Annotated in this window: 20 protein-coding genes; 11 read left to right on the forward strand and 9 right to left on the reverse strand. The window is 69.8% G+C overall.

Annotated features, from left to right (window positions below; all coding sequences use genetic code 11):
* Nucleotides 1-153 precede the first annotated feature (153 nt).
* The gene (locus tag QMO76_RS13100) at nucleotides 154-2,631 is read left to right on the forward strand and encodes a phosphoketolase (protein ID WP_306361516.1); all 2,478 of its coding nucleotides are present in this window, start codon (nucleotides 154-156) and stop codon (nucleotides 2,629-2,631) included.
* A 21-nt stretch (nucleotides 2,632-2,652) separates the two neighbouring features.
* Here QMO76_RS13100 and QMO76_RS13105 read toward each other — a convergent pair whose 3' ends face one another.
* Both QMO76_RS13105 and QMO76_RS13110 read right to left on the reverse strand, forming a co-directional pair.
* Nucleotides 2,653-3,234 (reverse strand): TerD family protein, encoded by a 582-nt coding sequence (locus QMO76_RS13105; protein ID WP_306361517.1) that lies wholly within the window; start codon nucleotides 3,232-3,234, stop codon nucleotides 2,653-2,655.
* 79 nt (nucleotides 3,235-3,313) lie between these two features.
* Nucleotides 3,314-4,333, reverse strand: a complete 1,020-nt coding sequence (locus tag QMO76_RS13110; protein WP_306361518.1) for an MsnO8 family LLM class oxidoreductase — start codon at nucleotides 4,331-4,333, stop codon at nucleotides 3,314-3,316.
* Nucleotides 4,334-4,439: 106 nt separating this feature from the next.
* Here QMO76_RS13110 and QMO76_RS13115 point away from each other — a divergent pair, with 106 nt between their 5' ends.
* From QMO76_RS13115 to QMO76_RS13125, 3 genes are all read left to right on the forward strand, one after another.
* Nucleotides 4,440-6,005: an adenylate/guanylate cyclase domain-containing protein gene (locus tag QMO76_RS13115; RefSeq protein WP_306361519.1), complete on the forward strand. Its 1,566-nt coding sequence runs from the start codon at nucleotides 4,440-4,442 to the stop codon at nucleotides 6,003-6,005.
* Between the two features lie 254 nt (nucleotides 6,006-6,259).
* Nucleotides 6,260-6,640, forward strand: coding sequence for an RNHCP domain-containing protein (locus tag QMO76_RS13120; protein WP_306361520.1), 381 nt, complete (start codon nucleotides 6,260-6,262; stop codon nucleotides 6,638-6,640).
* Complete coding sequence (locus QMO76_RS13125; protein WP_306361521.1) at nucleotides 6,640-7,050, forward strand: RNHCP domain-containing protein; 411 nt, start codon at nucleotides 6,640-6,642, stop codon at nucleotides 7,048-7,050. Before QMO76_RS13120 ends, QMO76_RS13125 begins: the two co-directional genes overlap by 1 nt.
* A 52-nt stretch (nucleotides 7,051-7,102) precedes the next feature.
* Here the strand turns inward: QMO76_RS13125 and QMO76_RS13130 are convergent, their stop codons facing one another.
* Nucleotides 7,103-7,387: a hypothetical protein gene (locus QMO76_RS13130; protein WP_306361522.1), complete on the reverse strand. Its 285-nt coding sequence runs from the start codon at nucleotides 7,385-7,387 to the stop codon at nucleotides 7,103-7,105.
* A 357-nt stretch (nucleotides 7,388-7,744) separates the two neighbouring features.
* Between QMO76_RS13130 and QMO76_RS13135 the strand changes: the two genes are divergently transcribed.
* The 3 genes from QMO76_RS13135 to QMO76_RS13145 are packed head-to-tail and all read left to right on the forward strand — an operon-like array spanning nucleotide 7,745 to nucleotide 16,133.
* A complete protein-coding gene (locus QMO76_RS13135) occupies nucleotides 7,745-8,374 on the forward strand; it encodes a GNAT family N-acetyltransferase (protein ID WP_306361523.1) in 630 nt (209 codons plus the stop codon).
* Between the two features lie 56 nt (nucleotides 8,375-8,430).
* Complete coding sequence (locus tag QMO76_RS13140) at nucleotides 8,431-14,772, forward strand: SDR family NAD(P)-dependent oxidoreductase (protein WP_306361524.1); 6,342 nt, start codon at nucleotides 8,431-8,433, stop codon at nucleotides 14,770-14,772.
* Nucleotides 14,769-16,133 (forward strand): aminotransferase class I/II-fold pyridoxal phosphate-dependent enzyme, encoded by a 1,365-nt coding sequence (locus QMO76_RS13145; protein WP_306361525.1) that lies wholly within the window; start codon nucleotides 14,769-14,771, stop codon nucleotides 16,131-16,133. Before QMO76_RS13140 ends, QMO76_RS13145 begins: the two co-directional genes overlap by 4 nt.
* Before the next feature lie 26 nt (nucleotides 16,134-16,159).
* Here the strand turns inward: QMO76_RS13145 and QMO76_RS13150 are convergent, their stop codons facing one another.
* On the reverse strand, nucleotides 16,160-17,149 hold the full coding sequence (locus tag QMO76_RS13150) for a polysaccharide deacetylase family protein (protein WP_306361526.1): 990 nt from the start codon (nucleotides 17,147-17,149) through the stop codon (nucleotides 16,160-16,162).
* A 106-nt stretch (nucleotides 17,150-17,255) separates the two neighbouring features.
* Here QMO76_RS13150 and QMO76_RS13155 point away from each other — a divergent pair, with 106 nt between their 5' ends.
* Nucleotides 17,256-18,863, forward strand: a complete 1,608-nt coding sequence (locus tag QMO76_RS13155; protein ID WP_306361527.1) for a putative glycoside hydrolase — start codon at nucleotides 17,256-17,258, stop codon at nucleotides 18,861-18,863.
* A 21-nt stretch (nucleotides 18,864-18,884) separates the two neighbouring features.
* Here the strand turns inward: QMO76_RS13155 and QMO76_RS13160 are convergent, their stop codons facing one another.
* Both QMO76_RS13160 and QMO76_RS13165 read right to left on the reverse strand, forming a co-directional pair.
* On the reverse strand, nucleotides 18,885-19,739 hold the full coding sequence (locus QMO76_RS13160) for a 3-hydroxyacyl-CoA dehydrogenase (protein WP_306361528.1): 855 nt from the start codon (nucleotides 19,737-19,739) through the stop codon (nucleotides 18,885-18,887).
* A complete protein-coding gene (locus QMO76_RS13165; RefSeq protein ID WP_306361529.1) occupies nucleotides 19,736-20,389 on the reverse strand; it encodes a TetR/AcrR family transcriptional regulator in 654 nt (217 codons plus the stop codon). The genes QMO76_RS13160 and QMO76_RS13165 overlap by 4 nt, the downstream gene beginning before the upstream one ends.
* A gap of 210 nt (nucleotides 20,390-20,599) precedes the next feature.
* On the opposite strand from QMO76_RS13165, the gene QMO76_RS13170 reads away from it, so the two are divergent.
* Genes QMO76_RS13170 through QMO76_RS13180 form a run of 3 tightly spaced genes read left to right on the forward strand, consistent with a single transcriptional unit; the run spans nucleotide 20,600 to nucleotide 23,949 of the window.
* Complete coding sequence (locus QMO76_RS13170; RefSeq protein WP_306361530.1) at nucleotides 20,600-22,222, forward strand: VWA domain-containing protein; 1,623 nt, start codon at nucleotides 20,600-20,602, stop codon at nucleotides 22,220-22,222.
* A 9-nt stretch (nucleotides 22,223-22,231) separates the two neighbouring features.
* Entirely contained in the window at nucleotides 22,232-22,819 is a 588-nt protein-coding gene (locus QMO76_RS13175) for a hypothetical protein (protein ID WP_306361531.1), read from the forward strand.
* Nucleotides 22,816-23,949, forward strand: coding sequence for a hypothetical protein (locus QMO76_RS13180; protein ID WP_306361532.1), 1,134 nt, complete (start codon nucleotides 22,816-22,818; stop codon nucleotides 23,947-23,949). The genes QMO76_RS13175 and QMO76_RS13180 overlap by 4 nt, the downstream gene beginning before the upstream one ends.
* A gap of 1 nt (nucleotide 23,950) precedes the next feature.
* Here QMO76_RS13180 and QMO76_RS13185 read toward each other — a convergent pair whose 3' ends face one another.
* From QMO76_RS13185 to QMO76_RS13195, 3 genes are all read right to left on the reverse strand, one after another.
* Nucleotides 23,951-24,454: a hypothetical protein gene (locus QMO76_RS13185; protein ID WP_306361533.1), complete on the reverse strand. Its 504-nt coding sequence runs from the start codon at nucleotides 24,452-24,454 to the stop codon at nucleotides 23,951-23,953.
* Nucleotides 24,455-24,653: 199 nt separating this feature from the next.
* Entirely contained in the window at nucleotides 24,654-25,130 is a 477-nt protein-coding gene (locus QMO76_RS13190) for a PaaI family thioesterase (protein ID WP_306361534.1), read from the reverse strand.
* A gap of 35 nt (nucleotides 25,131-25,165) precedes the next feature.
* Complete coding sequence (locus QMO76_RS13195) at nucleotides 25,166-26,014, reverse strand: SGNH/GDSL hydrolase family protein (RefSeq protein ID WP_306361535.1); 849 nt, start codon at nucleotides 26,012-26,014, stop codon at nucleotides 25,166-25,168.
* Between the last annotated feature and the right edge of the window lie 135 nt (nucleotides 26,015-26,149).

Raw genomic sequence — 26,149 nt, forward strand, 5'->3', positions numbered from 1 at the left:
CGACGCCGCACCCGGCGAACGGTAGAGGATGTCCGCGCCGGAGCGCCCGGTCGACGGCCATGATCGGGAGATGTCACGACCGGTCAGTAGAGTGGTTGTCGAATTCTCCATCCGACGTGGTCCGAAACGAACGAGCGTGAGGAGAGTCGGCGTATGGCTCAGCATGCCCGGGCCGAGGGCGCCACCGGCGACACCTCGGCAGACAATGTCGACAGCAGCGGCGGGCGCACCGTCGCGCCGCGACCGTATCGGCTCGGCGAGGCGTCCGGCCCGCTGTCGGGTGCGGAGCTCACCGCCATCGACGCCTGGTGGCGGGCGGCGAACTATCTGGCGGTCGGCCAGATCTATCTGATGGACAATCCGCTGCTGCGCGAACCGCTGCGGCCCGAGCACGTCAAACCCCGGCTGCTCGGACACTTCGGCACCGTGCCCGGACTGAATCTCGTATGGGCGCATGCCAATCGGGCCATTCGCCAGCGCGATCTCGACGCGGTCTTCGTGGCCGGGCCGGGCCACGGCGGCCCGGGGCCGAATGCCTGCGGCTGGCTGGAGGGCACGTATTCCGAGCTCTACAGCCATATTCCGCGCGATGCCGACGGTATGCGCGCCCTGTTCGCCCAGTTCTCCTTCCCGGGCGGGGTGCCGAGCCACTGCGCGCCCGAGACGCCGGGCTCCTTCCACGAGGGTGGCGAGCTCGGCTATTCACTGCTGCACGCTTACGGTGCGGCACTGGACAATCCGACACTCACGGTGTTCTGCGTCATCGGTGACGGCGAGGCGGAGACCGGGCCGCTGGCGGGCAGCTGGCATGCGAACAAGTTCCTCAATCCGGGCCGGGACGGGGCCGTGATCCCGATTCTGGCGCTCAATGAGTACAAGATCGCCAATCCCACCATTCTCGCCCGGATCCCGGAATCGGAGCTGCTGTCGCTGCTGCGGGGATACGGGTACGACCCGATCGTGGTGGCGGGCAACGATCCGGCGGCCGTGCACCAGGCCATGGCGGCGGCCACCGACTCCTGCCTGGACCGCATCGAGCGGATTCAGCGCGCCGCCCGGGGCGGTTCCGACGGCGCCCGGCCGAGCTGGCCCATGATCGTGCTGCGCACCCCGAAGGGCTGGACCTGCCCGCCGATCGTGGACGGCGATCCGGTGGAGGGCACCTTCCGCGCACACCAGGTGCCGCTGGCGGCGGCCAGGGACGACGACGCCCACCGCGTGGTCCTCGACGAGTGGCTGAAGTCCTATCGCCCCGAGGAGCTGTTCGACGCGAACGGCAGCCCGGCACCGGAGTTGATCGAGCAGTCCCCCGTCGGCGACCGCCGCATGAGCGCCAATCCGGTCGCCAACGGCGGCATGCTGATGCGGGATCTGCATCTGCCCGACTGGCGCGACTTCGGTGTCGAGGTGCCCCGGCCCGGTGCGGTCGAGCACGAGGCGACACGGGTGCTGGGCGGCTGGCTGCGCGAGGTCACCCGGCGCAATCCGGACAACTTCCTCACCTTCGCGCCCGATGAGCTGGCAAGCAATCGGCTCCAGGACATCCTGGAGGTCACCGGGCGCGACTGGCAGGCCGAGATCGGCGAATTCGACGTCGAGCTGGACCGCACCGGCCGGGTGATCGAGGTGCTGTCCGAGCACATGTGCCAGGGCCTGCTGGAGGGCTATCTGCTCACCGGCAGGCACGGGGTGTTCACCTGCTACGAGGCGTTCATCCACATTGTCGACGCCATGTTCAACCAGCACGCCAAATGGCTGGACGCCAGCGCGCAGGTGCCGTGGCGGCGGCCCATCCCGAGCCTGAACTACCTGCTGTCGTCCCATGTCTGGCGGCAGGACCACAACGGCTTCACCCATCAGGATCCCGGCTTCCTGGACGTGGTGCTGAACAAGAGCCCCGAGATCGTGCGGGTGTATCTGCCGCCGGACGCCAATACGCTGCTGTCCACCTACGACCACTGCCTGCGCTCACGGCATTACGTGAATGTCGTGGTGGCGGGCAAGCAGCCGCAGGAATCGTGGCTGTCGGTGCCCGAGGCGGCGCGGCACTGCGCGCGCGGGGTCGGCATCTGGGAGTGGGCGGGCCACAACGACACCCCGGGCGGCACCCCGGACGTGGTGTTGGCCTGCGCCGGTGACGTACCCACGCTGGAAACCCTGGCCGCCGCGGCGATTCTGCGAGATCGCCTGCCGGAGCTGCGGGTTCGCGTGGTGAACGTGGTGGACCTGATGCGCCTGCTGCCCGAGAACGAGCATCCGCACGGACTCCCGGACAGCGAATTCGACACGATCTTCACCCGGGACCGACCGGTCGTCTTCGCCTTCCACGGCTACCCCTGGCTGATCCACCGGCTCACCTACCGCCGCACCAACCACGCCGAGCTGCATGTCCGCGGCTACAAGGAGAAGGGCACCACCACAACGCCTTTCGACATGGTGATGCTCAACGACCTGGACCGCTACCACCTGGTCACCGACGTCATCGACCGCGTGCCGTCCCTGCGCGAGACGGCCGCGGGCCTGCGTCAGGAGATGGTGGACGCCCGCTGGAACGCGCGCCAGTGGACGCGCGAACACGGTGCGGACATCCCGGTGGTCGCCGATTGGACCTGGCCGGACCCCGGTCGCTGAGCGCGGATCGGGGAGCGCCGATCAGGCCAGGGCGAAGTGCAGCAGGGCCTGCATATCGCCCTGCTTGATCTTGCCCTTGCGGTCCAGCACCTCCAGCTGCCAGTTCGGGCCGTTGCGGATGGCGCGGGCGATGGCATTGGCATTGTCGCTGCCCAGCAGGGACGGCCAGATATCGGCCACCTGCTGGGAGGTGCCGCCGGTGGCGTCGTAGATCTTGAACGAGATGTTGTTGGCCTTCTCGAACGAGCTGCCCTTCTTGAACGCCGCGGCCACGAACACGATGGAGTCGATGGCGGTCGGCACGTTGGCGAAGGTGACGTGCACGGTCTCGTCGTCACCGACGGCCGCGCCGGTCTGCTCGTCACCGGTGTGCACCACCGAGCCGTTGCCGAGCGGGTCCAGGGAGTCCAGTCCGGCGAAGCGCACCGGATCGCCGCCCTGCATGAGAATGGCGACCAGGTCCAGGTCCACGCCCTTCTTGCGACGCGCCATACCCAGCAGTCCCCCGCTGGCACCGGCGGACGGATCCCAGCTCACTCCGACACTCATCTTGGTGATGCCCGCGAGATCCGCGGCACCGTCTTCTTTCTTGAGCGTAATCACAGCTCACAGCCTACCGATGATTCGTAACCCGGTGCAGTGCAGCTCGTCCCGGGCAACTGATGGCGAAACAGCCGATGTACTAGGCGAAAACAGCAGGTGAGCGCGCGGCGAGGCCGACCGCGACGGCGAGGCGGCGATGCGATTCCAGCCGGGCCGCACGATCGTAAGTGCTGGTGTGAACCAGGATTTCATCGGCCCCCGTGCGCGTGACCAGCCGTTCCAGATCGGCGACGACCGTCTCCTCGGTGCCGTGGATGTGACCGCGCAGCGATTCGGTGAAGATGCCGCGCTGCTTGTCGGTCATGACGATACGGTCGATTTCCTCCGGCGAGACCAGGGGCGGGAACTCGCCGCGGGTACGCGACCACGCGGCCGACCACGCCTCGGGCAGCAGCAGCCGATGGGCCTGCTCCGCGGAGTCGGCGACCACAACGGAGGTGGACACCACGACGTAGGGCGCACCGCGGTGTCCGGGTCGGAAGTCGTCGCGGTACTGCTCGATGGCCCGCACCATGGCCGACGTCCCGGCGGCGGGGGCGATCACCAGTGGCAGCCCGAATCGGGCCGCCCGCTGCGCACCCGAGCCGACGGCCAGCAGGAAGGCCGGAATGCGCAGGCCCTCGGTAGGCCAGGCGTGCACGCCCGCGCGGCCGGCGGACAGATAGTCCAGCAGCTCGGTCAGCTGGGCATCGAAGTAGTCGGCGTCGTCCTTGTCGTGGCCGAGGGCACGCCGCACGCCCCCGGTGAAGCCCACCGAGCGACCCAGCCCCATGTCGATGCGGCCCGGGTACAGCGACTCGAGTACGCCGAACTGTTCGGCCACCACCAGCGGCTGGTGATTGGGCAGCATGACCCCGCCGGTGCCCACCCGAATGCGTGCGGTGGCGGCGGCGACCCCGGCGGCCAGCACGGTCGGCGCGGATCCGGCCACCCCGGGCACGCTGTGATGTTCCGAGACCCAGAACCGGTGATAGCCCCACCGCTCGGCGAGGCGGGCGAACTCCACGGTCTCCCGCAGCGCCTCCGGATGGCCTTGTCCCTGCCGTACCCGGGAACGGTCCAGGATGGAGAATCGGATGGCGGCCAGCGGGGTGCTCATGCCCAATGCCAACGCCTGGCGATCCCGGTGATTCCGGCACGCGCGAACACGCACGCGGGCACCGCTCCCAACTGCCGCTTCGGTGATCACGCCCTAGGCTGCATCCATGGTCGACAGCGATGTGACGCCCAGGGCGCTGGGCGCGGCCCCGTTCGGGTCGCGCCTGCTCGGCCCCGCCGATCAGGGAGCGACGTCGCGGCGGGTGCGCGTGCAGTTGTTGCTGACCGTGCCGGTGCTGTTCGCGAATCTCACCGGCGTGGCGGTGGCGGTGCTGCTCATCGGCCTGGTGCTGCCGGGTCCGTCGGTGTTCACGCAGGACCTGGTGTTGCTGAACTTCGTGGCCGTCCCGGTGTACGTGGCCTTCGCCCTGGCGGTGGGTTTCGTGTGGGGCACGCTGTCGGGCCTGCGGACGCTGCGCTGGGCCACCGATCCGGAGCGGATTCCGAACGAGGCGGAGCGCGTCGCGTCCTCCCGGGTACCGCGGCGGCTGGTGCATCAGCAGGCGCTGCTGTGGTTCGGCGGGATGGCGGTGCTGACCCCGCTGTACGGCCTGGTCGATCCGGCCTTCGTGCCCAAGATCATTCTGGGGGTCGGGTTCAGTGCCGTCGTGGTGTGCGCCAACAGCTACCTGATCACCGAATTCGCCCTGCGGCTGGTGACCGCACGGGTGCTCGAGGCCGAGCCGCGCCGACGGCAGCGCGGCCTCGGTGTATTCGGCCGCGCGCTGCTGGTGTGGATGCTGGGTTCGGGCACACCGGTGGCGCTGCTCATGGTCGTGGCGGTGCTTGCGCTGTCCGGGGTGGATGTCAGCACCGAGCGACTGGCGGTCTGCGTGCTCTCGCTCGGCGGGGCGACGCTGGTCTTCGGCCTGCTGCTCATGACGCAGACGCTCGCCGCCACGGTCGCGCCCATCCGGAACGTGCGCACCGCGATGCGCCGGGTGGAGGACGGTGATCTGGAGGTGGCGGTCACCGTCTACGACGGCACCGAACTCGGTGAATTGCAGAGCGGCTTCAACCACATGGTGGCGGGGCTGCGCGAGCGCGAACAGATCCGGGACCTGTTCGGCCGCCACGTCGGCCGCGATGTGGCGGCGGCGGCGCTGGCCGGGCAGCCGGAGCTGGGCGGGGAGGAATGCGAGGCGGCCGCGCTGTTCATCGACGTCATCGGCTCCACCGCGATGGCCGCGACCCGGCCACCGCACGAGATCGTCACCATCCTGAACGAGTTCTTCGGCATCGTGGTGGACGAGGTGGAGCGGCACGGCGGACTGGTCAACAAGTTCGAGGGCGATGCCGCGCTGGCCATCTTCGGCACCCCCGCGCCGCTGACCGACGCCGCCGGGTCCGCACTCGCGAGCGCCCGCGCCATCCGGCGGCGATTGTCCGGCGCCGCCATCGAATTCGATGCCGCCATCGGCGTCGCGGCCGGACGGGTGGTGGCGGGCAATGTCGGCGCGCACCGCCGCTACGAGTTCACCGTGATCGGCGATCCGGTGAACGAGGCGGCCCGCCTGTGCGAACTCGCCAAACAGGACGACGGCCGCGTCCTCGCCTCCGCCACCGCCGTGGACAGCGCCGAGCCGCGCGAGCGCGAGCAGTGGGATACGGGCGAATCGGTGACGCTGCGCGGCCGCACCCGCGAAACCCGCCTGGCCCGGCCCCGTGCTTGACGCCCCGAAAACCGGTGGCGTCGGGTGCGCGGCCGCTGCTACGGTTGCCGCCGCGCAGTTCGCGCACATCGACCGCACCCACCGGAGGGGATGATTTATGAGCCAGCCCGCGCCGAGAGCGCCTCACGGTGTGACCTTGGCCCGAGATATGGCCTCCCACACCCGGATTCGTCCATAGCGACCCGCGTCATCGAGGCGCGCTCGGCCTGCTCCTGCTGTCTGCACATCAGCTCTCGGCTTAGGAGTGATCCGGGTTGTCCGACACTTTCTCCACCCAGCACGATCCCGGTCCGACCCTGCGGACCGGTACCTTCCCCTGCCTGCGCTGCGGTCTGACCGTAGCCGTCCTCGCGCCCGACGGCAGTCGGCGCAACCACTGCCCCAGCTGCCTGCACTCCCGGCATACCGTCGACCATGTCGACGGCGGTGTCTCGGACTGCGGGGCGCGAATGGCTCCGCTGTCCATCGCGGTGTCGCGCACCGGTGAATGGGGCGTCGTGCACCGCTGTACGCGGTGTCACGAGCTGGCGCTGCATTCGGTGTGCGGCGACGACAATCAGCTGATCCTCATGCGATTGGCCGTGCGTCCGCTCGCCGAGCCGCCGTTCCCGCTCGAAGTGTTCGGCGAGCTGTGATGCCGCGCCGGAACAGCGCGGCGCGGCAGCGCCGACAGCGGGAGAAGACCGTCCTGCACGGCCGCGCGGGCGCGTCCGGTGACGCGTTCCGATGCGTGAGCTGTCGGCTCGACGTTCCGGTCGCCGCACCGGGTACCGCGCACCGCAACCACTGTCCGCACTGCCTGGCCAGTCGGCACGTGGATCGGGTTCCGGGCGACCGGTCCGAAACCTGTCGCGGGCGGATGCGGGCGGTGAGCATGTCGGTGCGCGAGGACGGCGAATGGTCGCTGGTGCACCGGTGTCTCGTCTGCGGAGTGCTCAAGGTGAATCGCGTGGCCGGGGACGACAATGCCCTGGCACTGCTGCGCCTCGCACTGCGCCCGCTGGCCGATCCGCTCATCGCGCGGCGCGTCCTGCGATCGCTGTAACCGCCGCCGTTCGGCCGTGACCGCGCGTCGCGGCCGAACGGCGCCGTACGGGTCAGTAGCCCATGCCGCCCGAGCAGAAGGGCTGGCATGCCTCGGGGTGCGGCGGCAGGGTCGGCGGCCCCTCGCCGAATTCCGCATTGGTCACCAGCACCATCAGCAGCACCGCGAGGGCGATGACGGCGGCGCAGGCGACCGCGATGATCGCCCAGTCGAGTTGCTGGTAGGTGACGACGGCGGTGGGAGTGTCCTCGGGGGCCATGTATTGCGTTACCTCTGGTGAGCTGGACAGCTGGTCGATGACGCCGCTTCCCCAGCCGTATGCCGATGTGGGTGGCACGGAGCTTGTCCCCATTTCCGAACGAGCATTGTCGTGTTCAGGGCCGGAATCAGGCTACACGTCAATAGCCACTGTGCATAACAGTTCGAAGAATGAGAAGTATGTCCGGAATTCAACCGTCCGGGTCGATTACGAAGTCCCACACGGGCATTGTCGAGCGGGCCACCTTAGAACATGTTCCTCATCGACGCAATGCGGCGGCGAATTGTTCTATGCCACAACACTTACCGGTGGCGACATCAGTGAACACGTGTAACCTACTGACAAGTAGCATCACCGGCTACCGCCCGGCAGGGCAGGCAGGGACAGTTCGGCATCGGGGGCCGGACCATGGGCACGAAAATGTAAGGGACAGACTTGAATCAGTCGGCCGCTCCGACTATTCGCCGGGCCACCGAGGATGACATCGACGATATCGTTCGCGTCGTCGCGGCGGCCTTCGCCAGCGACGATCCGATCGAGGAGTACGTCTTCCCGGACGCGTCGATCCGCGAGCGCCGGACGCCGGGAATGCTGCGGACCATGATCCGGCACCGTTTCCTGCCCGGCGACGGCGCGATCGTCGCCGTCCTCGCCGACCGGGTGGTCGGCGCAATGCTCTGGTATCCCGCCGGATACCGCAAATCCCTGTGGCACGAACTGGTTTCGGGCCCACAACTGCTGTGGGCCATGGGACCGGCGACGGTGCGGGGCATGCGGGTGGACGAGGCCATCGCACGGGTCGCCCCCGCCGAACCACACCACCTACTGGTCTATCTCGGCATCGATCCGGACATTCAGCGCAGTGGGGTGGGTCGCGCGCTGGTCGACTGGGTCGATGCGGCGGCCGACCGGGAATCCGCGCCGGTGTGCGGGATAACCAAGGACGACAACCTCGCCTACTATCGCCGCTTCGGGTTCGAGTTCGTCACCAAGACCCGGATCGGAAAGACCGGTCCGGAGATGAATTTCGTACTGCGCCCACCGGATCCGGTCCGCGCGGATTGACGAACAGCGGGGGGATATCAGCAGGTCCATTCTCCAGTTTCGCCGAGGAGCTCGTCGTGTCGGATATCGCCATCGTCGGAATCGGCTGCCGCTATGCCGGTGGCATCGATTCACCGGAATCGTTCTGGGACTTCCTGGTCCGCAAGGGCGACGGGGTGGTGGACATCCCGGAATCGCGCTGGGACTACCGCCGCTACTACGACCCCGACAAACGCACGCCGGGCCGGATGTACACCCGGCGAGCCGCGTTCATGACCGGTGACCCCTGGGAATTCGATCCCGACTTCTTCGGCATCTCACCGCGCGAGGCCGCGGCCATGGATCCGCAGCAGCGCCTCGTGCTCGAGGTGGCCTGGGAGGCGCTCGACGACGCCGGGATGGCGGGGCGCGTCACCGGCGCGCCCGTCGGCGTGTACCTCGGCGCGTTCACCCTGGACCAGCTCGCGGTGTCCACCACCGACGCGGCGCTGCCGTACGTGGACATGCACACGGCGGTGGGCGCGTCCTACACCATGCTGTCGAACCGCATCGCCTACGCGCTCGACCTGGTGGGGCCCGCCCTGACCGTCGACACCGCCTGCTCGTCCTCCCTGGTCGCCCTGCATCTGGCCTGCCAGGCCCTGGACAGCGGCGACTGCACGGTCGCGCTGGCCGGTGGCGTCACCATGCTGCTCGGCCCGGAACCGTTCGTATCCATGTGCAAGGGCGGGTTTCTCGCCGCCGACGGGCGCAGCAAGCCGTTCGACGCGGCCGCCGACGGGTACGGCCGCGGTGAGGGCTCGGGCATGGTGGTACTCAAGAAGCTCGCCGACGCCGAGCGCGACGGTGACCGGGTATACGCCGTCGTCAAGGCGACCGGCTCCAATCAGGACGGCCGCACCACCGCCATCACGGTGCCCAATGCCGATCTCCAGGAGGAGTTGGCCGAGACGGTCACCCGGCGGGCCGGTATCGCGCCGCACGAGGTCACCTACGTGGAGGCGCACGGCACCGGCACCCCGGTGGGCGACCCGCTGGAGCTGCGGGCCATCGGCAATGCCTACGGCCGGGTGCCCGGCCGTACCGCGCCCCTGGGCGTGGGGTCGGTGAAGGCGCAGCTCGGGCACACCGAGGCGGCGTCCGGCATCGCCAGCATCATCAAATCCGCACTGGCCGTGTCCAAACGCACCATCGCGCCGCAGGGCTGGCTGAACGAGCCGAATCCGGATATCCCGTTCGAAGAACTGGGAATCCGGCTCCAGCTGGAAGCCGAACCGGTCGGCCCGGAGGTCGAACGGATGACCGTGGCGGTCAACGGTTTCGGCTACGGCGGCACCAACGCGCACGCCATCCTGCAGGAGTACGTGCCCACCGACGCGGCCCCCCGCCCGCCGAAACACTATGGGGTGCTGCCGCTCTCATCGCGCACCGAAGCGGCCGCGCGAACGCTGGCCGAGGGGTTCGCCCAGCTCATCGCCGAGGGCGCGGATCCGGCCCGACTGGCCGAGGCGGCCTGGACTCGGCGGCGACATCACCCGTACCGCACCGCCCTGACCTTCGGTGACGACACCGAATTGGTGCGTGCCCTGGTCGATTTCGCACACGGCTCCGGCCGCGGCGCGATCAAGACGGTGGCCCGCAAACATCCGGAACCGGTGTTCGTCTTCACCGGCATGGGGCCGCAGTGGTGGGCCATGGGCCGCGAACTGCTCGAGGCCGACGGCGCCTTCGCCGCCGAGGCGGCGCGCATCGACGCGGTGTTCACCGAGATCGCCGGGTGGTCGATCATCGAGGAGCTGCTGCGGCCGGAGGAGGAATCGAAGGTCACCACGACCGCGGTGGCGCAGCCCGCCAACTTCCTGGTGCAGGTGTCGCTGTTCGCCATGCTGGCGGAGCTGGGCGTACACCCGGCCGCCGTGGTCGGGCACAGCGTCGGCGAGGTGTCGGCCGCCTACGTCACCGGCATGCTGTCGCTGCGCGACGCCCTGCTGGTCAGCTACCACCGGGCCCGCTTGCAGGCCACCACGGCCGGATCGGGCGGCATGCTGGCCGTCGGGCTCCCGCCCGCCGCCGCGCGGGACCTCATCGACGGTGACGAGCTGGTGGATGTCGCCGCCGTCAACAGTCCGAGCGCGGTGACGCTGGCCGGGTCCGAGGCGCGCCTCGACGAGATCGCCGAAATCCTGACCGAGCAGGGCACTTTCGCCAAGCGGTTGCACGTCGAGGTGCCGTACCACAGCTACCTGATGGAACCGATCCTCGACGAACTGCGCACGGCCCTGGCCGATCTCACCCTGGCCGAACCGCGCATTCCGCTCTGGTCGACGGTCACCGGACAGCGGGTCACCGCGGCCGACTGGGATGCCGAGTACTGGTGTGCCAATGTCCGGCAGCCGGTGCGCTTCGCCGATGCCGTGACCGCCCTCGTCGGGGCGGGCAGCCGGGTGTTCCTGGAGGTCGGACCGCATCCGGTGCTCGGCGCGAACATTCGCGAAATCCTCATCGGCGCGGGCGAATCCGGCACCACGGTGCCAACCCTCGACCGCAAGCGGTCCGACGCCGAGAGCATTCGGCAGATCATCGCCGGGCTGTACACGGCCGGAGCCCTCGATATCGGCGCGCTGTTCGCCGAGACGGTGACCCCGCACGTCGACCTGCCGCGCTACCCGTGGCAGCGGACCCGGTTGCGGAACCTCGATCCCGTCTTCCAGCAGCGCCGCCACGGCACCCCCGACGGCTATCCGATGCTGGGCGATCCGGATCTGGACAACGCCACCGCCTCGTGGCGGCTTCAGCTCAGCGTGGGCGCGATGCCCTGGCTGGCCGACCATGTCGTCGGCGGGGCGCGCATCCTGCCCGGCGCGGCCTATCTGGATGCCGCGCTCAGCGCCGTCGCGCTGCGCACCGAATCGACGCGGGTGGCGGTGGAGGAGGTGCGTTTCATCGCACCGCTGGTCATCGACGAGGGCGCGGCCCCGGTCGTGGAACTGCGCGTGGAGGAGTCCACCGGCCGGTTCACCATCCGCTCCCGGGATATGGCCGGTTCCCTCTGGACAACCAATGCCACCGGACGGCTGATCCAGGGCGGCGTCTTCGAGTCCACCAAGGTGCCGCTGCCCGACGTCGACGATATGTACGCCCTGGACCCGACGGCGTTCTACGACGGGCTGGCGGCACGTGGACTCCGGTACGGCCCGGCCTTCCGCCGCGCCACCGCCGTTCGCGTCTCCGGATCGACCGTGGTCGCCACCCTGGACGGTTCGATGGCCCGCGACTCCGGCCACCTCGCCCACCCCTGCGTGGTGGACGCCGCGCTCCAGAGCGTGGCGGCACTGCTGGCGGGCGCGGGCGGCGCGGACGACGGCGCCATGGTGCCGGTGGCCGTGGCCGGGGTGCGCGCCTTCGGGGCCATTCCGGACGAGGTGACGGTGGTGGCCCGGCTCGACACCACCGGCGCGCCCGTCGCCGATATCGACCTGCTGGACGCGGAACAGAATGTGGTCCTGCAGATCGTCGGCATGCGTTTCGGTTCCATCGCCCCGGGACGCGGTGCGCTGCAACGGATGACCGACATCTTCTTCGAGGACCGCTGGGAGCTGCGCGATCCGGTGGACCGCGGCGCGCTGCCGTCGCCGGAGGACGCTTTCACGCTGGTCGTCGAACTCGGCACCGAGGTGGGCGCGCGCGCCGCCGCCGTGGCCGCGACCGCGCCGCGCTCCGCACTGCTGGCGACCGGTGATCCGAACCGCGACGACCTGGAAGAGGCGATGCTGGAACGGCTTCGGGCCGCGGTCGCCACCGAGGGTGTCGAACGCCTGCACGTGGCCGTGGTGGCGGGCGCCGAGTACGCGGATCTCGATGCGCTGTGGACGCTGCGCCGCCTGGCGGTCACCATCGAGGGCTTCCTCGAGGTGTGGCTGGAACAGCACGGCGACGAGATGCCCATGACCGGTGACGGTTCCATCCACGTCAGCCTGATCACCGAGCGCGCCTACGCCCATCCCGACGAGGATGCCGCGCCGAACCCGTCCCAGGCCGCGCTCGCCGGCGCCCGCCGCGTCCTGCTCAACGAGCAGCCGCGGCTGCGCTGGCGGCTGGTGGACGTCGAGTCCGATATCACCGGCGCGGACCTGGCCGCGGAACTGGCCGTGCCCGGCGCTTTCAGCTACGACAACGCCGACGAGGTGATCCTGCGCAACGGCCTGCGCTGGGTGACGGTGGTGGCCGCCACCTTGCCGGAACGGCTCGACAAGCTCGACGAGGCGGTGCCGCTCACCGATCCGGAGGCGAACTTCGCGCTGGAACTGCCCAAGTCGCGGGTGCTCTCCCGGCTCGGCTGGCGGCGCTGCGGGCGGCGGGAACCCGGACCGGGCGAGGTGGAGGTGCGGATCAGCGCCATCGGCCTCAACTACAAGGATCCGCTCAAGGTGATCGGCGTGCTCACCGAGCAGGATATGGCGGAGACCTTCTTCGGCACCCTGCCCGGTATGGAGGGCGACGGCGTGGTGGTGCGGGTCGGGCCCGGGGTGGACGATCTGGCCGTCGGCGACGCCGTGACGCTCACCTCCAAGGGCATGATCAGCCGCTACCACACCGCACCCCGCGATCTGATCATCAAGTACGACACCGACGCCGAACCCGGGTCATGCACCAGCGGAACGGCTTTCGCCACCGCCGACTACGCGCTGCTGGAGCTGGCGCGGGTCCGCGCGGGCGATGTGGTGCTGGTGCACGGCGCGGCGGGCGGCGTCGGCTCGGCGGCCGTGCAGATCGCGAAACTGCACGGCGCGACCGTGATCGGCACCGCCGGCACCGCCGAGCGGCGAGCCTACGTACTCGACCAGGGCGCGGACCACGTGCTGAACTCCCGCTCGCTGAACTTCGCCGACGACGTCCTCGGGCTCACCGACGGGCGCGGCGCCGACGTGGTGATCAGCACCGCGCCCGGGGAGATCCTGCGCCGGAACTTCAAGGCGGTGGCCGAATTCGGTCGCATCGTGGAGATCGGCAAGGCCGACATCTACGGCGGCGGCGTGCTCGATATGCGGCTGTTCGACAAGAACGTCTCCTACCACTCCTTCGATCTGGACCGCATGCTGGCCAAGCGCCGCGACGAGACCATGCGCGTGATCGGCCGGGTCAACGAGCATCTCGCGGCCCGGCGCTACCGGCGACTGCCGTTCGAGATGTACCGCACCGATGACGTGACCAGGGCCTTCGAGGACGTCGCCCGCTCCACCCGCATGGGCCGGATCGCGCTCAGCCTCGACGATCCCGCCCCGCTGGTGCGACCCGACACCCGCCCGGTGACCGTCGATCCGGCGGCCCGCTACCTCATCACCGGCGGTTTCGGCGCGTTCGGCCTGGCGGTCGGCCGCTGGCTGGTCGGCCGCGGCGCACGTCACCTCACCCTGCTCGGACGCGGTGGTGCGCGCACCGACGCCAGCCGAGCCCAACTCGCCGCCTGGCGGGAGCAAGGGGTCGAGATCGTCACCGAACAGGTCGACGTCACCGACGCCGAGGCGATGGCGGCGGTGCTGGCGCGGGCGCACGACGCCGACCATCCGCTGCGGGGTGTCTTCCACACCGCGGGCGTGGTGGACGACAAGCGCGTCTCGGTCATGGACCGCGACAGCCTCGCAGCGGTGTACCGGCCGAAGATCGAGGGCGTGCACGCCCTGCGCCACGGCATCGCCGCCGTCGGTGCGGAACTGGATATGTTCGTGCTGTTCTCCTCGGGCAGCGCCATTTTCGCGGGCACCGGGCAGTACGCCTACACGGCCGCGAATATCGCCCTGCAATCGGTCGCGGACGTGGTGGCGCGCGCGGGCGGCGCGGTGCTCGCGGTCGGCTGGGGCCACATGTCCGGCGGCGGGATGGCCGAGGCCGACGAGAATGTGGCGCGCTACCTGCGCACCACCGGATTCGACGCCATCGATATGGATGAGGGCACCGAATTCCTGGAGAAGGCACTGGAACTCGATATCCACCACCAGGTGGCCATCATTCCGGTGGACTGGCGCACGGTCGGCAGCACCGCACCGATCTTCGGCATGACCGGCCGGGTGGCGGCACTCATCGCCGCGGCGGCCGAAGACGATTCGGCGGCCTCGCATCTGGTCGCGACGCTGCGCGAACTCGACGAGGCGCAGCGCGGGGATGTGGTGGCGCACATGTTGGCCGAGCAGTTGGCCACGGTCATGGGCGTGGACGCCGACACGATCGATATCCACGTCCCGGTGCCGGAACTCGGCCTCGATTCCCTCATGGCGGTCGAATTCGGCGCGCTGGTCGGCAAATCCGTGGGCGTGGACCTGATGTCGCTGAAGGTGGGTCGTTCCTTCACGCTGGCGCAGGCCGGGGCGCGGGCGGCGGAGGTCCTGGTCGGCGGCGACCAGGCCGGAAAGGAAGCGGCGTGAGTGAATCGGCGCGCGAGCTGGCGCGGAAACTGCTGGCCGACAAGCGCGGCCAGGGCGAGCCGGCGGCACGGACAGCGCCACCGCGCCCGGTCGCGGCACCGGCTCGCGCCCCGCGCGGGCCGGGCCGTCAGTTCGCCGATCACCCCGAGGTAGCGGCGACCGTCCAGAAGCAGGCGGCCATCAGGGCCATCAGTGCGCAGTCGGGCCTGACCAATCCGCTGTTCCTGCCGCGCGAGACCCCGAACGACACGGTGATCCGGGCGGCGGATCGGGAGCTGGTGAATTTCAGCGCCTACAACTACCTGGGCCTGTCCAGCCATCCGCGGGTGGTGGCCGCTGCCAAGGAGGCCCTGGACCGATACGGCGCCTCGGCCTCGGCCAGCCGCATCGTCGCCGGTGAGATCCCGCTCTACGGCGACCTGGAGCGACGGCTCGCCGAGCTGTACGACCAGGGCGATGCCATGGTCACCACCAGCGGCTACCTCACCAATGCCGGTGTGATCGGCTTCCTGCTGCGCGAGGGCGATGTGGCGGTCTGCGACGCGCTCATCCACGGCAGCGTGGTCTCGGGCACCCAGTGGGCGGGATGCCGGCGCATCAACTTCCGGCACAACGACCCGGATTCGCTGCGCTCGGTGCTCAAGATGTCGCGCGGCGGCTTCGACCGGGCGCTGGTGGTGCTGGAGGGCCACTACAGCATGGACGGCACCATCGGCCGGGTGGCCGAACTGGCGGCCGTGGCACGGGAATTCGATTGCGCGGTCATGGTGGACGAGGCCCATTCGCTCGGCGTGCTCGGCGCGCGCGGGCACGGCATCCGCGAGCACTACGCCATGGCCGGGGCCGAGGTGGACATCTGGATGGGCACGCTGTCCAAGGCGCTGGGCAGCTGCGGTGGTTTCGTGGCCGCCGACACCGATCTGATCGGGGCCATGAAGGCGAGCGCGCCGGGCGTGGCCATGCTCACCGGCGGTCCCGCGCCGTCCACCATCGCCGCCGCGGCGGCGGGTCTGGACCTGCTCGAGGCGGAACCGGTGCGGGTGCGGCGGCTGTGGGACAACACCCGGACCTTCAACGCGGCGCTGCGTGCACACGGGCTGAATCTGGGTGACTCCCAGGGGACTCCGATCGTGCCCGTGATCGTGCCCGGTGAACTCCGCGCCGGATTCGTCTCCGCCACCCTGTTGGAGCGCGGCGTGTACGCCGGAGCCATCTCTGCCCCGGCGGTGCCGGCGGGCAAGGAGCGGCTGCGCTTCTTCGTCACCTCCGAGCACACCGAGGAACAGCTGCGGTCGACGGCCGATCTGCTCGCCGAGGTGATCGGGCTGGCGGACCGGATTCCGGAGCTGGCGGCGGTCTGACGGCGGTCGGTAGGGATCAGTAGGGATCAGTAGGGATTGGCCCGGTCGGCCCAGCGGGCGGCCAGGTCACCGGCCAGCTCCCGGGGGAAGGAGATGCGCGCCGGATCACCGTCGGAGGTGTAGCGCTGCTCGGCCAGCCGGTCCAGCCAGTAGGCGGAATCGAACGGCACCGTGCCGCGGCCCGATCGAATGCGCGGCACGGCGGCGGGATCGACCGGACCGTACGGCGACGGCGCGGGATTGGAACCGACCAGCATGACGGCTTCGAACGCGTAGGAGGTGCCGTCCCAGCCACCGGCCGCGGCCAGGGCGCGATCACCGGGAAAGATGCCCAGCGGCAGCGCCATGGCGCGCACCGGCTGGTCCGGCACCGCCGCGGTGATGGCGCGGACGTTCTCCACCAGTTCCCGCTGCACACCCGCCGCGTCGAGACTCGCGAGATTGGCATGCGAGGCGGTGTGCGCGCCGATCTCGTAGCCGTGCTCGGCCAGCCAGGGCAGCGCCCGCTCCTCCCTGGCGAAGGGGTCGTTGTTCACGAAGAAGGTGGCGGTGGGGGCGAAATCGGGGTAGCGGGACCGGAATTCCTCCAGGATCCCCACCGCGCTGTCGGGGGTGGGTTCGCCGTCGGCGGTGAAGGCGAGCTGACTGGTGGTGGAATCGTCGAAGGTCAGCACCACCGGATGGGTGCCCGCGGGGATGTCGATCGTCCCGGAGATGTAGTCGGACACGGTGATCGGGCGATAGTCCTCCCGGTACAGCCGCTCCAGCTCGGCCCGGAACTCCTCCGGCGTCTGGTCGTACTCGCCCGCGGGCGCGGGCGACAGCTGGTGATACATGAGCACCGGCACGAGTCCGAGCTCGTTCGCGCCGACCGCCGCCGGGTCGGGGGCGGCCGTGGTGGTCGGGGCGACCGACTCGACCCGGGGGGTGGGTTCACTGTCTTCCGGTGCCGCGCAGGCGGCGAGGGCGAGGCCCACCGCGGCCAGGCGCGCCAATATCAGCGTCGTTCCGCGCACCTATCCAACCCTACTGTCAGGCAATCGATTTGGTACCAGAGTGGTGAAGATGACATGACGGACCGCCTTCGCGGTGGAGACTGGGAAGGCAATCGAACGAGAGTGGGTGTACAGGTTGCTGAAGCGGATTCCGCGGACCGGACGGATGCGGGCGGCGGCGGGCGGCGCGATCGCGGTGGTGGTGGTCGTTGTCGCCGCGCTCACGGCGGGGGCGCTGCGCGGTGACCCGGAGGGCATGGCGCTCAACGGACTTCCCGACGGGGTCGTGAACGCCGAGGCGCTGCGAGACCTGACGCTGGTGGTGGACGCCAGCGGGCACGACGCCGAGGCGGTGCGGCTCGAACTCGACGGGAAGACGGTCACCGGCGAGGTGTCCGGCGACACCGTGGTGTTCCGGCCGGGTGAGCTCGCCGACGGCACGCACACCCTGACCGCCGAGATCCCGCCGGGCGGGCCGTTCGGTGCGCTGCGCACCGGACCGGGTGCGACGGGCACCTTCCTGGTTGACGCACAGCCGCCGGCGCTCGAGGTCTCCCAGCCCGAATCGGTCGGGTCCTACCGCGAACCGGTGACCCTGCGCGGCACGGTCTCCGGCGCGGAAAGTCTCACCCTGGAGGGGGAGCCGATCGAGGTGGCCGACGACGGCACCTTCGAAGTCACCCTGCCCAACGCCCCGGTCGGCGCGGCGCTGGTGGCCGCCGACGCCGCGGGCAACGAGACCAGGCAGCCCGTCACCACCCGGGTGGAGGTGCCGCGGATTCGCGCGGTGCACGTAACCGCGCACGCCTGGTCGCACGACGGATTGCGGGAGGCGGTGCTGAATCTGGCGCGCGAGGGCCGGATCGACACCGTGCAGCTCGATATCAAGGACGAGGACGGCGTCGTCGGCTACGACTCCCAGGTGCCGCTGGCCCGGGAGTCGGGCGCGGCCAACCCCATCTACGACGCTCCGGCGGCCCTGAAGACGCTGCACGACATGGGATTGCGGGTGGTCGGCCGGATCGTGGCCTTCCGCGACCCGACCATGGCGGAGTGGGCCTGGCACCACGGTCGCCGCGACTGGGTGATCCAGAACGGCGGCGGCGCGCCGTACTCCAGTCATTACGGGGCCATCGCGTTCACGAACTTCGCCCACCCGGAGATCCGCAGGTACAACATCGATCTGGCGGTGGAGGCCGCGCGGCTGGGCTTCGACGAGGTCATGTACGACTACGTGCGCCGCCCCGACGGCTCCCTGTCCAGCATGGCCTTCCCCGGCCTGACCGAGGACGCCAGCGTCTCCATCGCCGAATTCCTGCGCGAGAGCCGCGCTCCCGTGCGGGACGCGGGCGCGTACCAGAGCGCCGCGGTATTCGGCATCGCCTCCACCCGCCCCGACCAGATCGCCCAGGACATCCGGCTGATGGCTCCGCACGTGGACTACGTCGCGCCGATGCTCTACCCCTCGCACTGGAATCCGGGCGAGTACGGCGTGGCCAATCCCAATGCCCAGCCCTACGACATCATCTTCCGCTCGCTGGAGGACTTCCACCGCCAGGTGGAGGGCACCGATGCCAAGGTCATCCCCTGGCTCCAGGACTTCAGCCTCGGCGTCACCTACGGCGACGCCGAGGTCCGCGCCCAGATCGAGGCCACCGCGGCCCGCGGCATCGACAGCTTCTTCCTGTGGAATGCCGCGTCCCGCTACCACGGCGGCGCGATGGACCCGAGTTGAGGGATCCGAACCGAGCCCGCGCTAGTACTTGTAGAAGCCCTCGCCGGTGGCGATGCCGAGCTTGCCCTTGTCGATGTAGTTGTCCTTCAACCACTTCGCCAGCTGCTGGCCGTTCTCGTCGCCGTTGGCGAGGATGTTGTAGGGGGTGGTGAGGCCGATGACGTCCAGGATCTGGAACGGGCCCATGGGTGCGCCGGTCGCGATGCGCCAGGTCTTGTCGACGGCCTCGGGTTCGGCGTATCCGCCCGCGGCGAGGGCCATTCCGGAGTTGAGGAACGGCACCAGCAGCGAGTTGAGGACGTAACCGGCCTTCTCCTTGTGCAATTCGATGGGGACCATGCCGATGGCCGCGGCGAAGTCGACCACCGCCCGGAAGACCGCGGGGTCGGTGTCGGTGGTGCCCATGACCTCGGCGGTGTTGGACTTCCACACCTGGTTGGCGAAGTGCAGGGCGAGGAACCTGTCCGGCCGCCCGGTGAAATCCTTCATGGCGCTGGGCAGCAGCGTGGAGGAGTTGGTGGCGAAGACGGTGCGCTCGGGTGCGAGCGCGCCCAGCTTCTCGTAGGTCTGCTGCTTGATGGACAGCACCTCGGGCACCGCCTCGATCACCAGGTCGGCGTCGTGTACCGCTTCGTCCAGATCCGAGGTGAGCGTGATGGATTCGGCTGTCTGCTCGGCCCTGCCGTCGCCACCGCCCTGTACATCGGAGCGGTAGATGCCCGCCAGCTTGGCGAACCGTTCGCGCGCCGCGTCCAGTGCCTCACCGTCGATGTCGTAGGCGGTGACGTCGAACCCGCTGAATGCCGTCTGGAAGGCGATCTGCGAACCCAGCACTCCGGTGCCCAGCACGGTGACCTTGCGAATCTCGATGCTCATTGCTCTCCTTTCCGCGCCAGGAATCCGGCGACGATCTGCGCGATCTGCCCCCGCAGGTCCGCGGCGGCGTCATGACCCGGATGAGCGCCCGTGGCGGGCTGTGCGAGCGCCAGATGCAGTACGGCGAAGACGCTGCGCCCGGCCAGTTCGGCCCGCTCGTCCAGGTCCGGCGGCTCGGCCCCGCGCGATCGGGCCGATGCCGCGAGTAGGTCGGCGATGGTGGATTCGAGCCGCTGCACGAGGGCGAGCCCCTCGGCGCGGTACTTCTCGGTGGGCGGCCCGAACAGCAGTTCCCGCTGGTAGGCAATGGTGTTCTCGGCCCGGCGCGCGGCGAGGTCCAGCACCGGGCGCACCAGCGCGGTGACGGCCGCCACGGGCTCGGCCAGCTCCCGCGCCACCCGCTCCCCGGCGGCCAGCGCCGCCCGGAACTCCTCGTTGTAGACCATGAGCAGCAATTCCCCCTTGGACGCCGCGTACCGGAACAGCGTCCCGGCGGCGATATCCGCGCGATCGGAGATCTGCTGCGTGGTCACCCGCTCGAAACCGTATTCGGCGAAAAGATGTGCGGCCGCTTCGAAGATGCGGTCCTGCTTGTCCAGCATCTTCCGAGCTCGCCGCCCGGCCTGGGCTGCCCGAGGCGAGTGAACCATGTCGCACCTCCCTGCCTATCAGTGAGTGCACTCATTAATGAGCGTACTCGCGGCAACCGATCGCGCAACCCACCCCAGCTTGCCCGTGCCACCCACCGCTGTCGAGCGGCCCGCACCGGCCGATGAGGTTTCTCCCACCCGTCATCGATCGTTCACCCGCCGCGAGCCGTCCCGTGCTTTGATCGCGTCAGCGAGGGGGAGGTATCGCCAGTGACCTACCGGTACGTGAAAGTGCTTGCCGCCGCGTTGATCACAGTGGCCGCGACGGTGGCCGGATGTGCGGACGAGCCGGAGACCGGGCCGATCACCAGCTACGACGACCGTGCGAACGTGCTGAATATCGTGGCGGGTTCCGAACATGAGGCGGTATTCGAGCGGATCGTGCGGCCGTGGTGTGCGGAGCAGGGGCTGACCTGCACCATGACCAGGCTCGGATCGGTCGATCAGGCGCGGTTGCTCGACGGCGGCGATGCGCCCTACGACGCGTTCTGGTTCGCCAGCAGCGTATTCCAGCAACTCGGCGACACCGGGCATCGGCTGCGGGAGGCACGGCCCATGTTCGGTACCCCGCTGGTGTTCGCGGGCCGCCGAGCGGAACTGGACGCCTTGGGCTTCACCGGCCGCGACGTCGGCATCGAGGAGATCCTCGCCGCGGTCGAAACGAAGCGGACCACCGCGTGGATGACCAATCCGACCCAATCCAACTCCGGGGCAACGGTTCTGCTGGGCTTCCTCAACTATTTCGCGGGCAACGGTCCGGGCGAGCCGCTCACCCGCGAACAGCTCGACTCCGAACCGGTGCGTGCGGGCATCACCCGCTTCGCCCGCGCGTTCGCCAAGACGCCGCCGTCCACCGGCCTGCTCATGGACGAATGCCTGGCCGCGCCGCAGCGGTGCAAGACGCTGTTCACCTATGAGGATCTGGTGATCGAGCGCAATCAGGAGCTGGTGCGCAGCGGTCAGGAGCCGCTGCACGTCATCTATCCGGCGGGCGTCCTGGCCATCTCGGACGCGCCGCTGGGATTCCTGCCGCACGGCGACAATCCGGAGAAGCTGCGCAACTTCCAGCGCCTCCAGGATTTCCTGCTCGACGCCGACACCCAGCGGCGGCTGGCGGAGCTGGGACGACGGCCCATCACCAGTATCGGCCTGTCCCTGCCCGATGCTCCCACCACGGCGTTCGACCCGGCTTGGGGGATTCGCGCCACCCTCACCGAGCAGCCCATCACCTATCCGTCCGCACCGGTCATCAACGCCGCTCTGGAGAACTACCAGACCGTCTACCGCACCCCCACCGACCTGGTCTACTGCATCGACGCCTCCAGCAGCATGGCGGGCAACGAGGGGTGGGCGGGGGTGCGGCGCGCCGCCGATCTGCTCTTCGACCCCGTGGAATCGAAGAAATACCTGCTCCAGACCGGACCGAAGGACCGCACCGCCATCCTGTTGTTCGACCAGGACACACACGCAACCCCGTGGATCCGCGGCAATGCGGCGGGCGAACTCGAGCAGCTGCGCGATGCCGTGCACTACAGCAAGCCGCGCGGCCAAACCGGCATCTACCGGTGTCTGTCCGCGGCCGCCGACCAGTTCAGCGGACCGGCCGAACCGGACCGCAAACAACTGATCATCCTGATGACCGACGGGGCCGACACCGAGGGCGGCGACGGACTGGACACCGTGGCCCGCACCGGAATCCCGGTGGTGGTCATCGGATTCGGCTCCGACGTCAAGGAGGACGCGCTGCGGGAGATCGCGCAGCGTACCGGCGGCTCCTACCTCACCTCCGACGATATGGTCGCGGCGCTGCGCCAGGCGACCGGATATCGGTAGGGGGCGACGGTGCCGGGCAACAGCGCAGCCATCGCGGCATTGGCAGTCCTCGTCGCCGTGTTCCTCGGCCTCTACGCACTGCTCGGCACCGCGCTCGGCGCGGCCCTGGTGGCGGTGGGCGCGGCGGTGCTCACCGCCCTTGCCGCACAGTCGATATCGGGTGTGGCGGGGCGGCGGCGGCTGGCGCGGCGGGTGGCCGACACCAATCGCCGGGTGGCGGCGCTGGCCGCCCGGGTCGCCGATGCCGAGACCCGCGCCTCGCTGCTGCGGGCCTGCGATACGGTTCCGCGGCTGCTGGAACGCACCGAGAAGGCCGATCCGGCGAGTCTGCCCATGACCTCGAACCGGCTGCTCGACTACCTGGTCAGCGTGGAATCGACGCTGGAACGGCATGTGGAGATCCAGGAGCACCGCGGCTCCTACCGGGATGCGGAGGAGCTGCTGGCCCGCAGCCGCCGCGCGCTCGTCGGTTTCGAGACCTTCGCCGCGCATGCCGCCGCCCAGGTCGGTGAGGCCGACCTGGTGACGTTCTTCCGGGACCTGGCGCATCTCGAACTCATGAATCCGCCCCAGCTGCCCCCGAGGGAGGACCGATGACCGGATCCCGCCTACCGCTGCTCATCGCCGTCGTGGTCGCCGTGGTGGCGATCGCCGTGGGCGTCCACGTGATTCGCGACACCGACCGCGCCCCGGCCGAGGCCACCTCGATCACCTGCCTGGGCGGCTCCGAGAAATCCGCGCTGATGGCCGATACCGAGGTCCGGGACCTGTTGCGCGAGGAGTTCGGGCTGCGGGTGCGCTTCGACGAGCGCGGTTCCTACGACTTGGTGCAGGTACCCACGCGGCAACTGCGCGAGCAGGGCATCGACTGCCTGTGGCCCGCGTCGGCCAGCGCCACCAGCGTCTTCGAGAGTTCGCACGACACCGCCGATTTCCCGGACTATCAGGCCGAGTCGGTGCTGGAGACACCGGAGGTGATCTACGCGGGCGCGGCGGCCACCGATGCGCTGCTGCGCGCCGGAATCGTGGAACAGCGCGAGAATTCGTACTACATCATCGATTTCAAGCGTCTGCTGCTGGACTACGTGCTGCCCAAACAGAAGTGGGAGGTGCTCGGGGCGCAGCACATAGCGGGCCCGATTCGCATCACCAGCACCGATCCGGCGACGTCCAACTCGGGATTCACACTGCTGCAACTGGAACTGACCGTCATCGCCTCCGGTGACATCTTCCAGCCGCCCACCGTCGCCGAGGCCCAGACCGGTCTGCCCATCGTGCGCGGGCTCTACGACGCGCAGGGGCTCCAGGCGGACAGCTCCGACGGCGGCTTCCGGGAGTGGCTCATCCAGGGCGCCGCCACGCTCTACGCCGGATACGAGAACCAGATACTCCAGCAGCTGGTCGCCTACCGCGATAACAGCTCCGCCACCGAGGCGCTGCTGGCGGGCACCCGGCTGCTCTACCCGGACCCCACCATCTTCAACAGCAATCCCGTGCTGACCCTCACCGCCGACGCCCGTCGGCTGGTGACCGCGCTGCGGGATCCCCGCATTCAAGAGATCGCTTGGAAGCGTTATGGATTCCGCTCCGCGACCGAACTCGGCGCGGCGCACACCGCGGACTTCGAGCGGATCCCGCTGGCCGCCCAGCCCCGGTCGACCACACCGCCGCGGGCCGACATCACCCAGCTGCTGCTGGCCTGCGTGCGCGACAATGTCTGCGCCTGAATCAGGCGTCGTCGTCGGATCCGGCAGCCGCCCAGGCGAATTCGAATTCGTCGCGGCTGATGGTCTGCCACGCCAGTTCCGGGTCGTAGAGGTCGACGGGCGGATGCGCGGGCCATTCGTCCGCACCGGTGCGCAGCACGGTGCCGTCACCGGCAATGGCCACCTCGCGTAGTCGGTGCCCGTCGGGCCCCAGCTCCATCAGGGCGACGAACGCGCCCTCGCTCTGGCGCAGATGCACGATGCCCCGCCCGACCAGCGCGCCGAACCCGGGCCGCGCGCGCTGCGACCGCCGCTGTTCACGCAGGTCGCGCAGGCCGGGTGGCAGGTCCTCGCCGTCCACCGCGCTCTCGTCGAGATGCAGATGCCGCGCCTGCTCCAGCAATTCCTCGTCGTCGACCACCTCGACCTCGGCGAAGGTCTCGAGGATCTCCCGGGGTGAGCGCGCCCGCACCCACCACCAGGCCCGGCTGATTCCGTAGTCGTGCAGCACCAGAAACCGATCCATGCCCCCATCCTGGCGAACGAGCCCGGTGAATGCCCACATTCCAGCCGAATGGAACTGCACCCACGTACGAGCGATTCCGCAGCGGCGGCGAACCGTCCGCCGACGCGAGCGAGCCCCGGTATGGCGAACGGGCCGCCCCGCCGAGCAGGCGGCCCGCCCCCGAGCCGGAGACCGCCGCACGACGGACCCGGCGCGGCGGCTACCTGCCGTGGGCGCGCAGCTGGTACAGACCCTCGGTCTCGGCGACCAGCACACCGTCGGCGTCGGTGACCACCGCGCGCAGGGTGAAGTCGGATTTGCCGTTGGTGGCGGCCTCGGCGGCGATGCGGGCGATCTCCTCCTCGGCGAGGGTGGCCTCGGCGCGCACGTCGGTGCGGGCGGGCTTGCGGAAGGCGATCCGCAGGTCCTTGACCAGGGGGTAGTACTCCGCGCTGTCGAAGCTGGCGATGGCGATGGCACCGCCGAGGATCTCGGCCACGGTGAAGAGCACCCCGGCGTAGATCGCGCCGAAGTGGTTGGCGTTGCCCTCGGCGGGCACGGTGGTGGCCGCGAAGCCGGGCCGTACTTCGAGGGCGCGCACTCCCATGCGGTGAGCGGCCGGAATGGTGAATTCCAGCGCGCCGTTGATCACATCTGCCAGCGGTGGGGTGGCGGTCCCGACTTCGTTGTCACTCATACCCGCAAGTATGAACTGATGGCAGGTGATGTCAATCAGGGGGTCGGGACTCCGGCGTCCCGCACGGCCGCGACCACCAGGTCGGCCACCCCGCGCATGCCCTGCACCGTCGGGTGGTAGGGCACCAGCGTCTCGGTGGCAAGCAGCGGATCGAACCAGCGCACCCCCGCGGGCGCGCAGGCGTCACGCCCCGCCGAGGCGGCGACGGTGTCCACGTAGAGAGCGCCGACGGCCGCGGCCTCGCGAGCCACCACCGCATTCAGGCGCTCGAACTTGGATTGGATGTAGGCGGCATCGCCGGGGGCCAGACCCAGCGTCTCCGGGCAGCCGCCGTCGCGCAGGTAGCGCGGCCAGCCGTCGACCACGATCGCGGCATGCGGCGCGCGGCGCGCGATCTCGCGCAGGGCGGCGGCATAGGGTGCGGCGACGGCGTCGATATCGGCGTCCCAGCCGTCGGGGGTCGCGGCGCAGCCGCCGCGCGCCGCGGCCAGGTAGCAGTCCACCAGGTGGGCGGTGAACCGGGCGTCGTTCGCGCCGATGTGCAGGGTCACCAGGCGGGTGCCGGGACCGAGTGCGTCCAATTGCGGTGGCACACCGGCCGATTGGGACTGGGTGAGATGCGGGAGCCGGGCGGAGCTGCAGGTCCGGTCGTCCAGCCGCAGGCCCAGCTGCGCGGCGACCAGGTGCGGGTAGTTGGTGGTGGAGCGCACGCAGGCCAGGGGTGCGGAAATATCGACATTGACCACACCGGTGGTGGCCGCGCCCGAATCGCCGAGCGCGACGTACTCCGCGCCGCCGTCGGCCGGGGCGGCCGTCGCGGTCGTCAGGGACAGCACCGTCGCGGCGACGCCCGCCAGTGCCGCGGTGATGGTTCGCAGGCTCATCGAATCTCCTCCTCGGTCCGGCTCATATTCTGCGACCGCGGGAGGCGCGGCCCAATGGGTACGGCCACATCGGAGGCGGGTGCGGGCTGTGTGGCCGAACAATGCGGGCGACCCGGAGGCGCGGGAAGGTGGACG

Origin of the sequence: Nocardia sp. CC227C, assembly GCF_030767025.1 — a bacterium.
Taxonomy (GTDB): Bacteria; Actinomycetota; Actinomycetes; order Mycobacteriales; family Mycobacteriaceae; genus Nocardia.

Excerpts from the sequence above, each read along its gene's own strand:
- QMO76_RS13100 (WP_306361516.1), top strand. The coding sequence starts at position 154 with ATGGCTCAGCATGCCCGGGCCGAGGGCGCCACCGGCGACACCTCGGCA.
- QMO76_RS13190 (WP_306361534.1), bottom strand. The coding sequence starts at position 25,130 with ATGAGTGACAACGAAGTCGGGACCGCCACCCCACCGCTGGCAGATGTG.
- QMO76_RS13185 (WP_306361533.1), bottom strand. The coding sequence starts at position 24,454 with ATGGATCGGTTTCTGGTGCTGCACGACTACGGAATCAGCCGGGCCTGG.
- QMO76_RS13165 (WP_306361529.1), bottom strand. The coding sequence starts at position 20,389 with ATGGTTCACTCGCCTCGGGCAGCCCAGGCCGGGCGGCGAGCTCGGAAG.
- QMO76_RS13110 (WP_306361518.1), bottom strand. The coding sequence starts at position 4,333 with ATGAGCACCCCGCTGGCCGCCATCCGATTCTCCATCCTGGACCGTTCC.
- QMO76_RS13195 (WP_306361535.1), bottom strand. The coding sequence starts at position 26,014 with ATGAGCCTGCGAACCATCACCGCGGCACTGGCGGGCGTCGCCGCGACG.
- QMO76_RS13180 (WP_306361532.1), top strand. The coding sequence starts at position 22,816 with ATGACCGGATCCCGCCTACCGCTGCTCATCGCCGTCGTGGTCGCCGTG.
- QMO76_RS13160 (WP_306361528.1), bottom strand. The coding sequence starts at position 19,739 with ATGAGCATCGAGATTCGCAAGGTCACCGTGCTGGGCACCGGAGTGCTG.
- QMO76_RS13125 (WP_306361521.1), top strand. The coding sequence starts at position 6,640 with ATGCCGCGCCGGAACAGCGCGGCGCGGCAGCGCCGACAGCGGGAGAAG.
- QMO76_RS13115 (WP_306361519.1), top strand. The coding sequence starts at position 4,440 with ATGGTCGACAGCGATGTGACGCCCAGGGCGCTGGGCGCGGCCCCGTTC.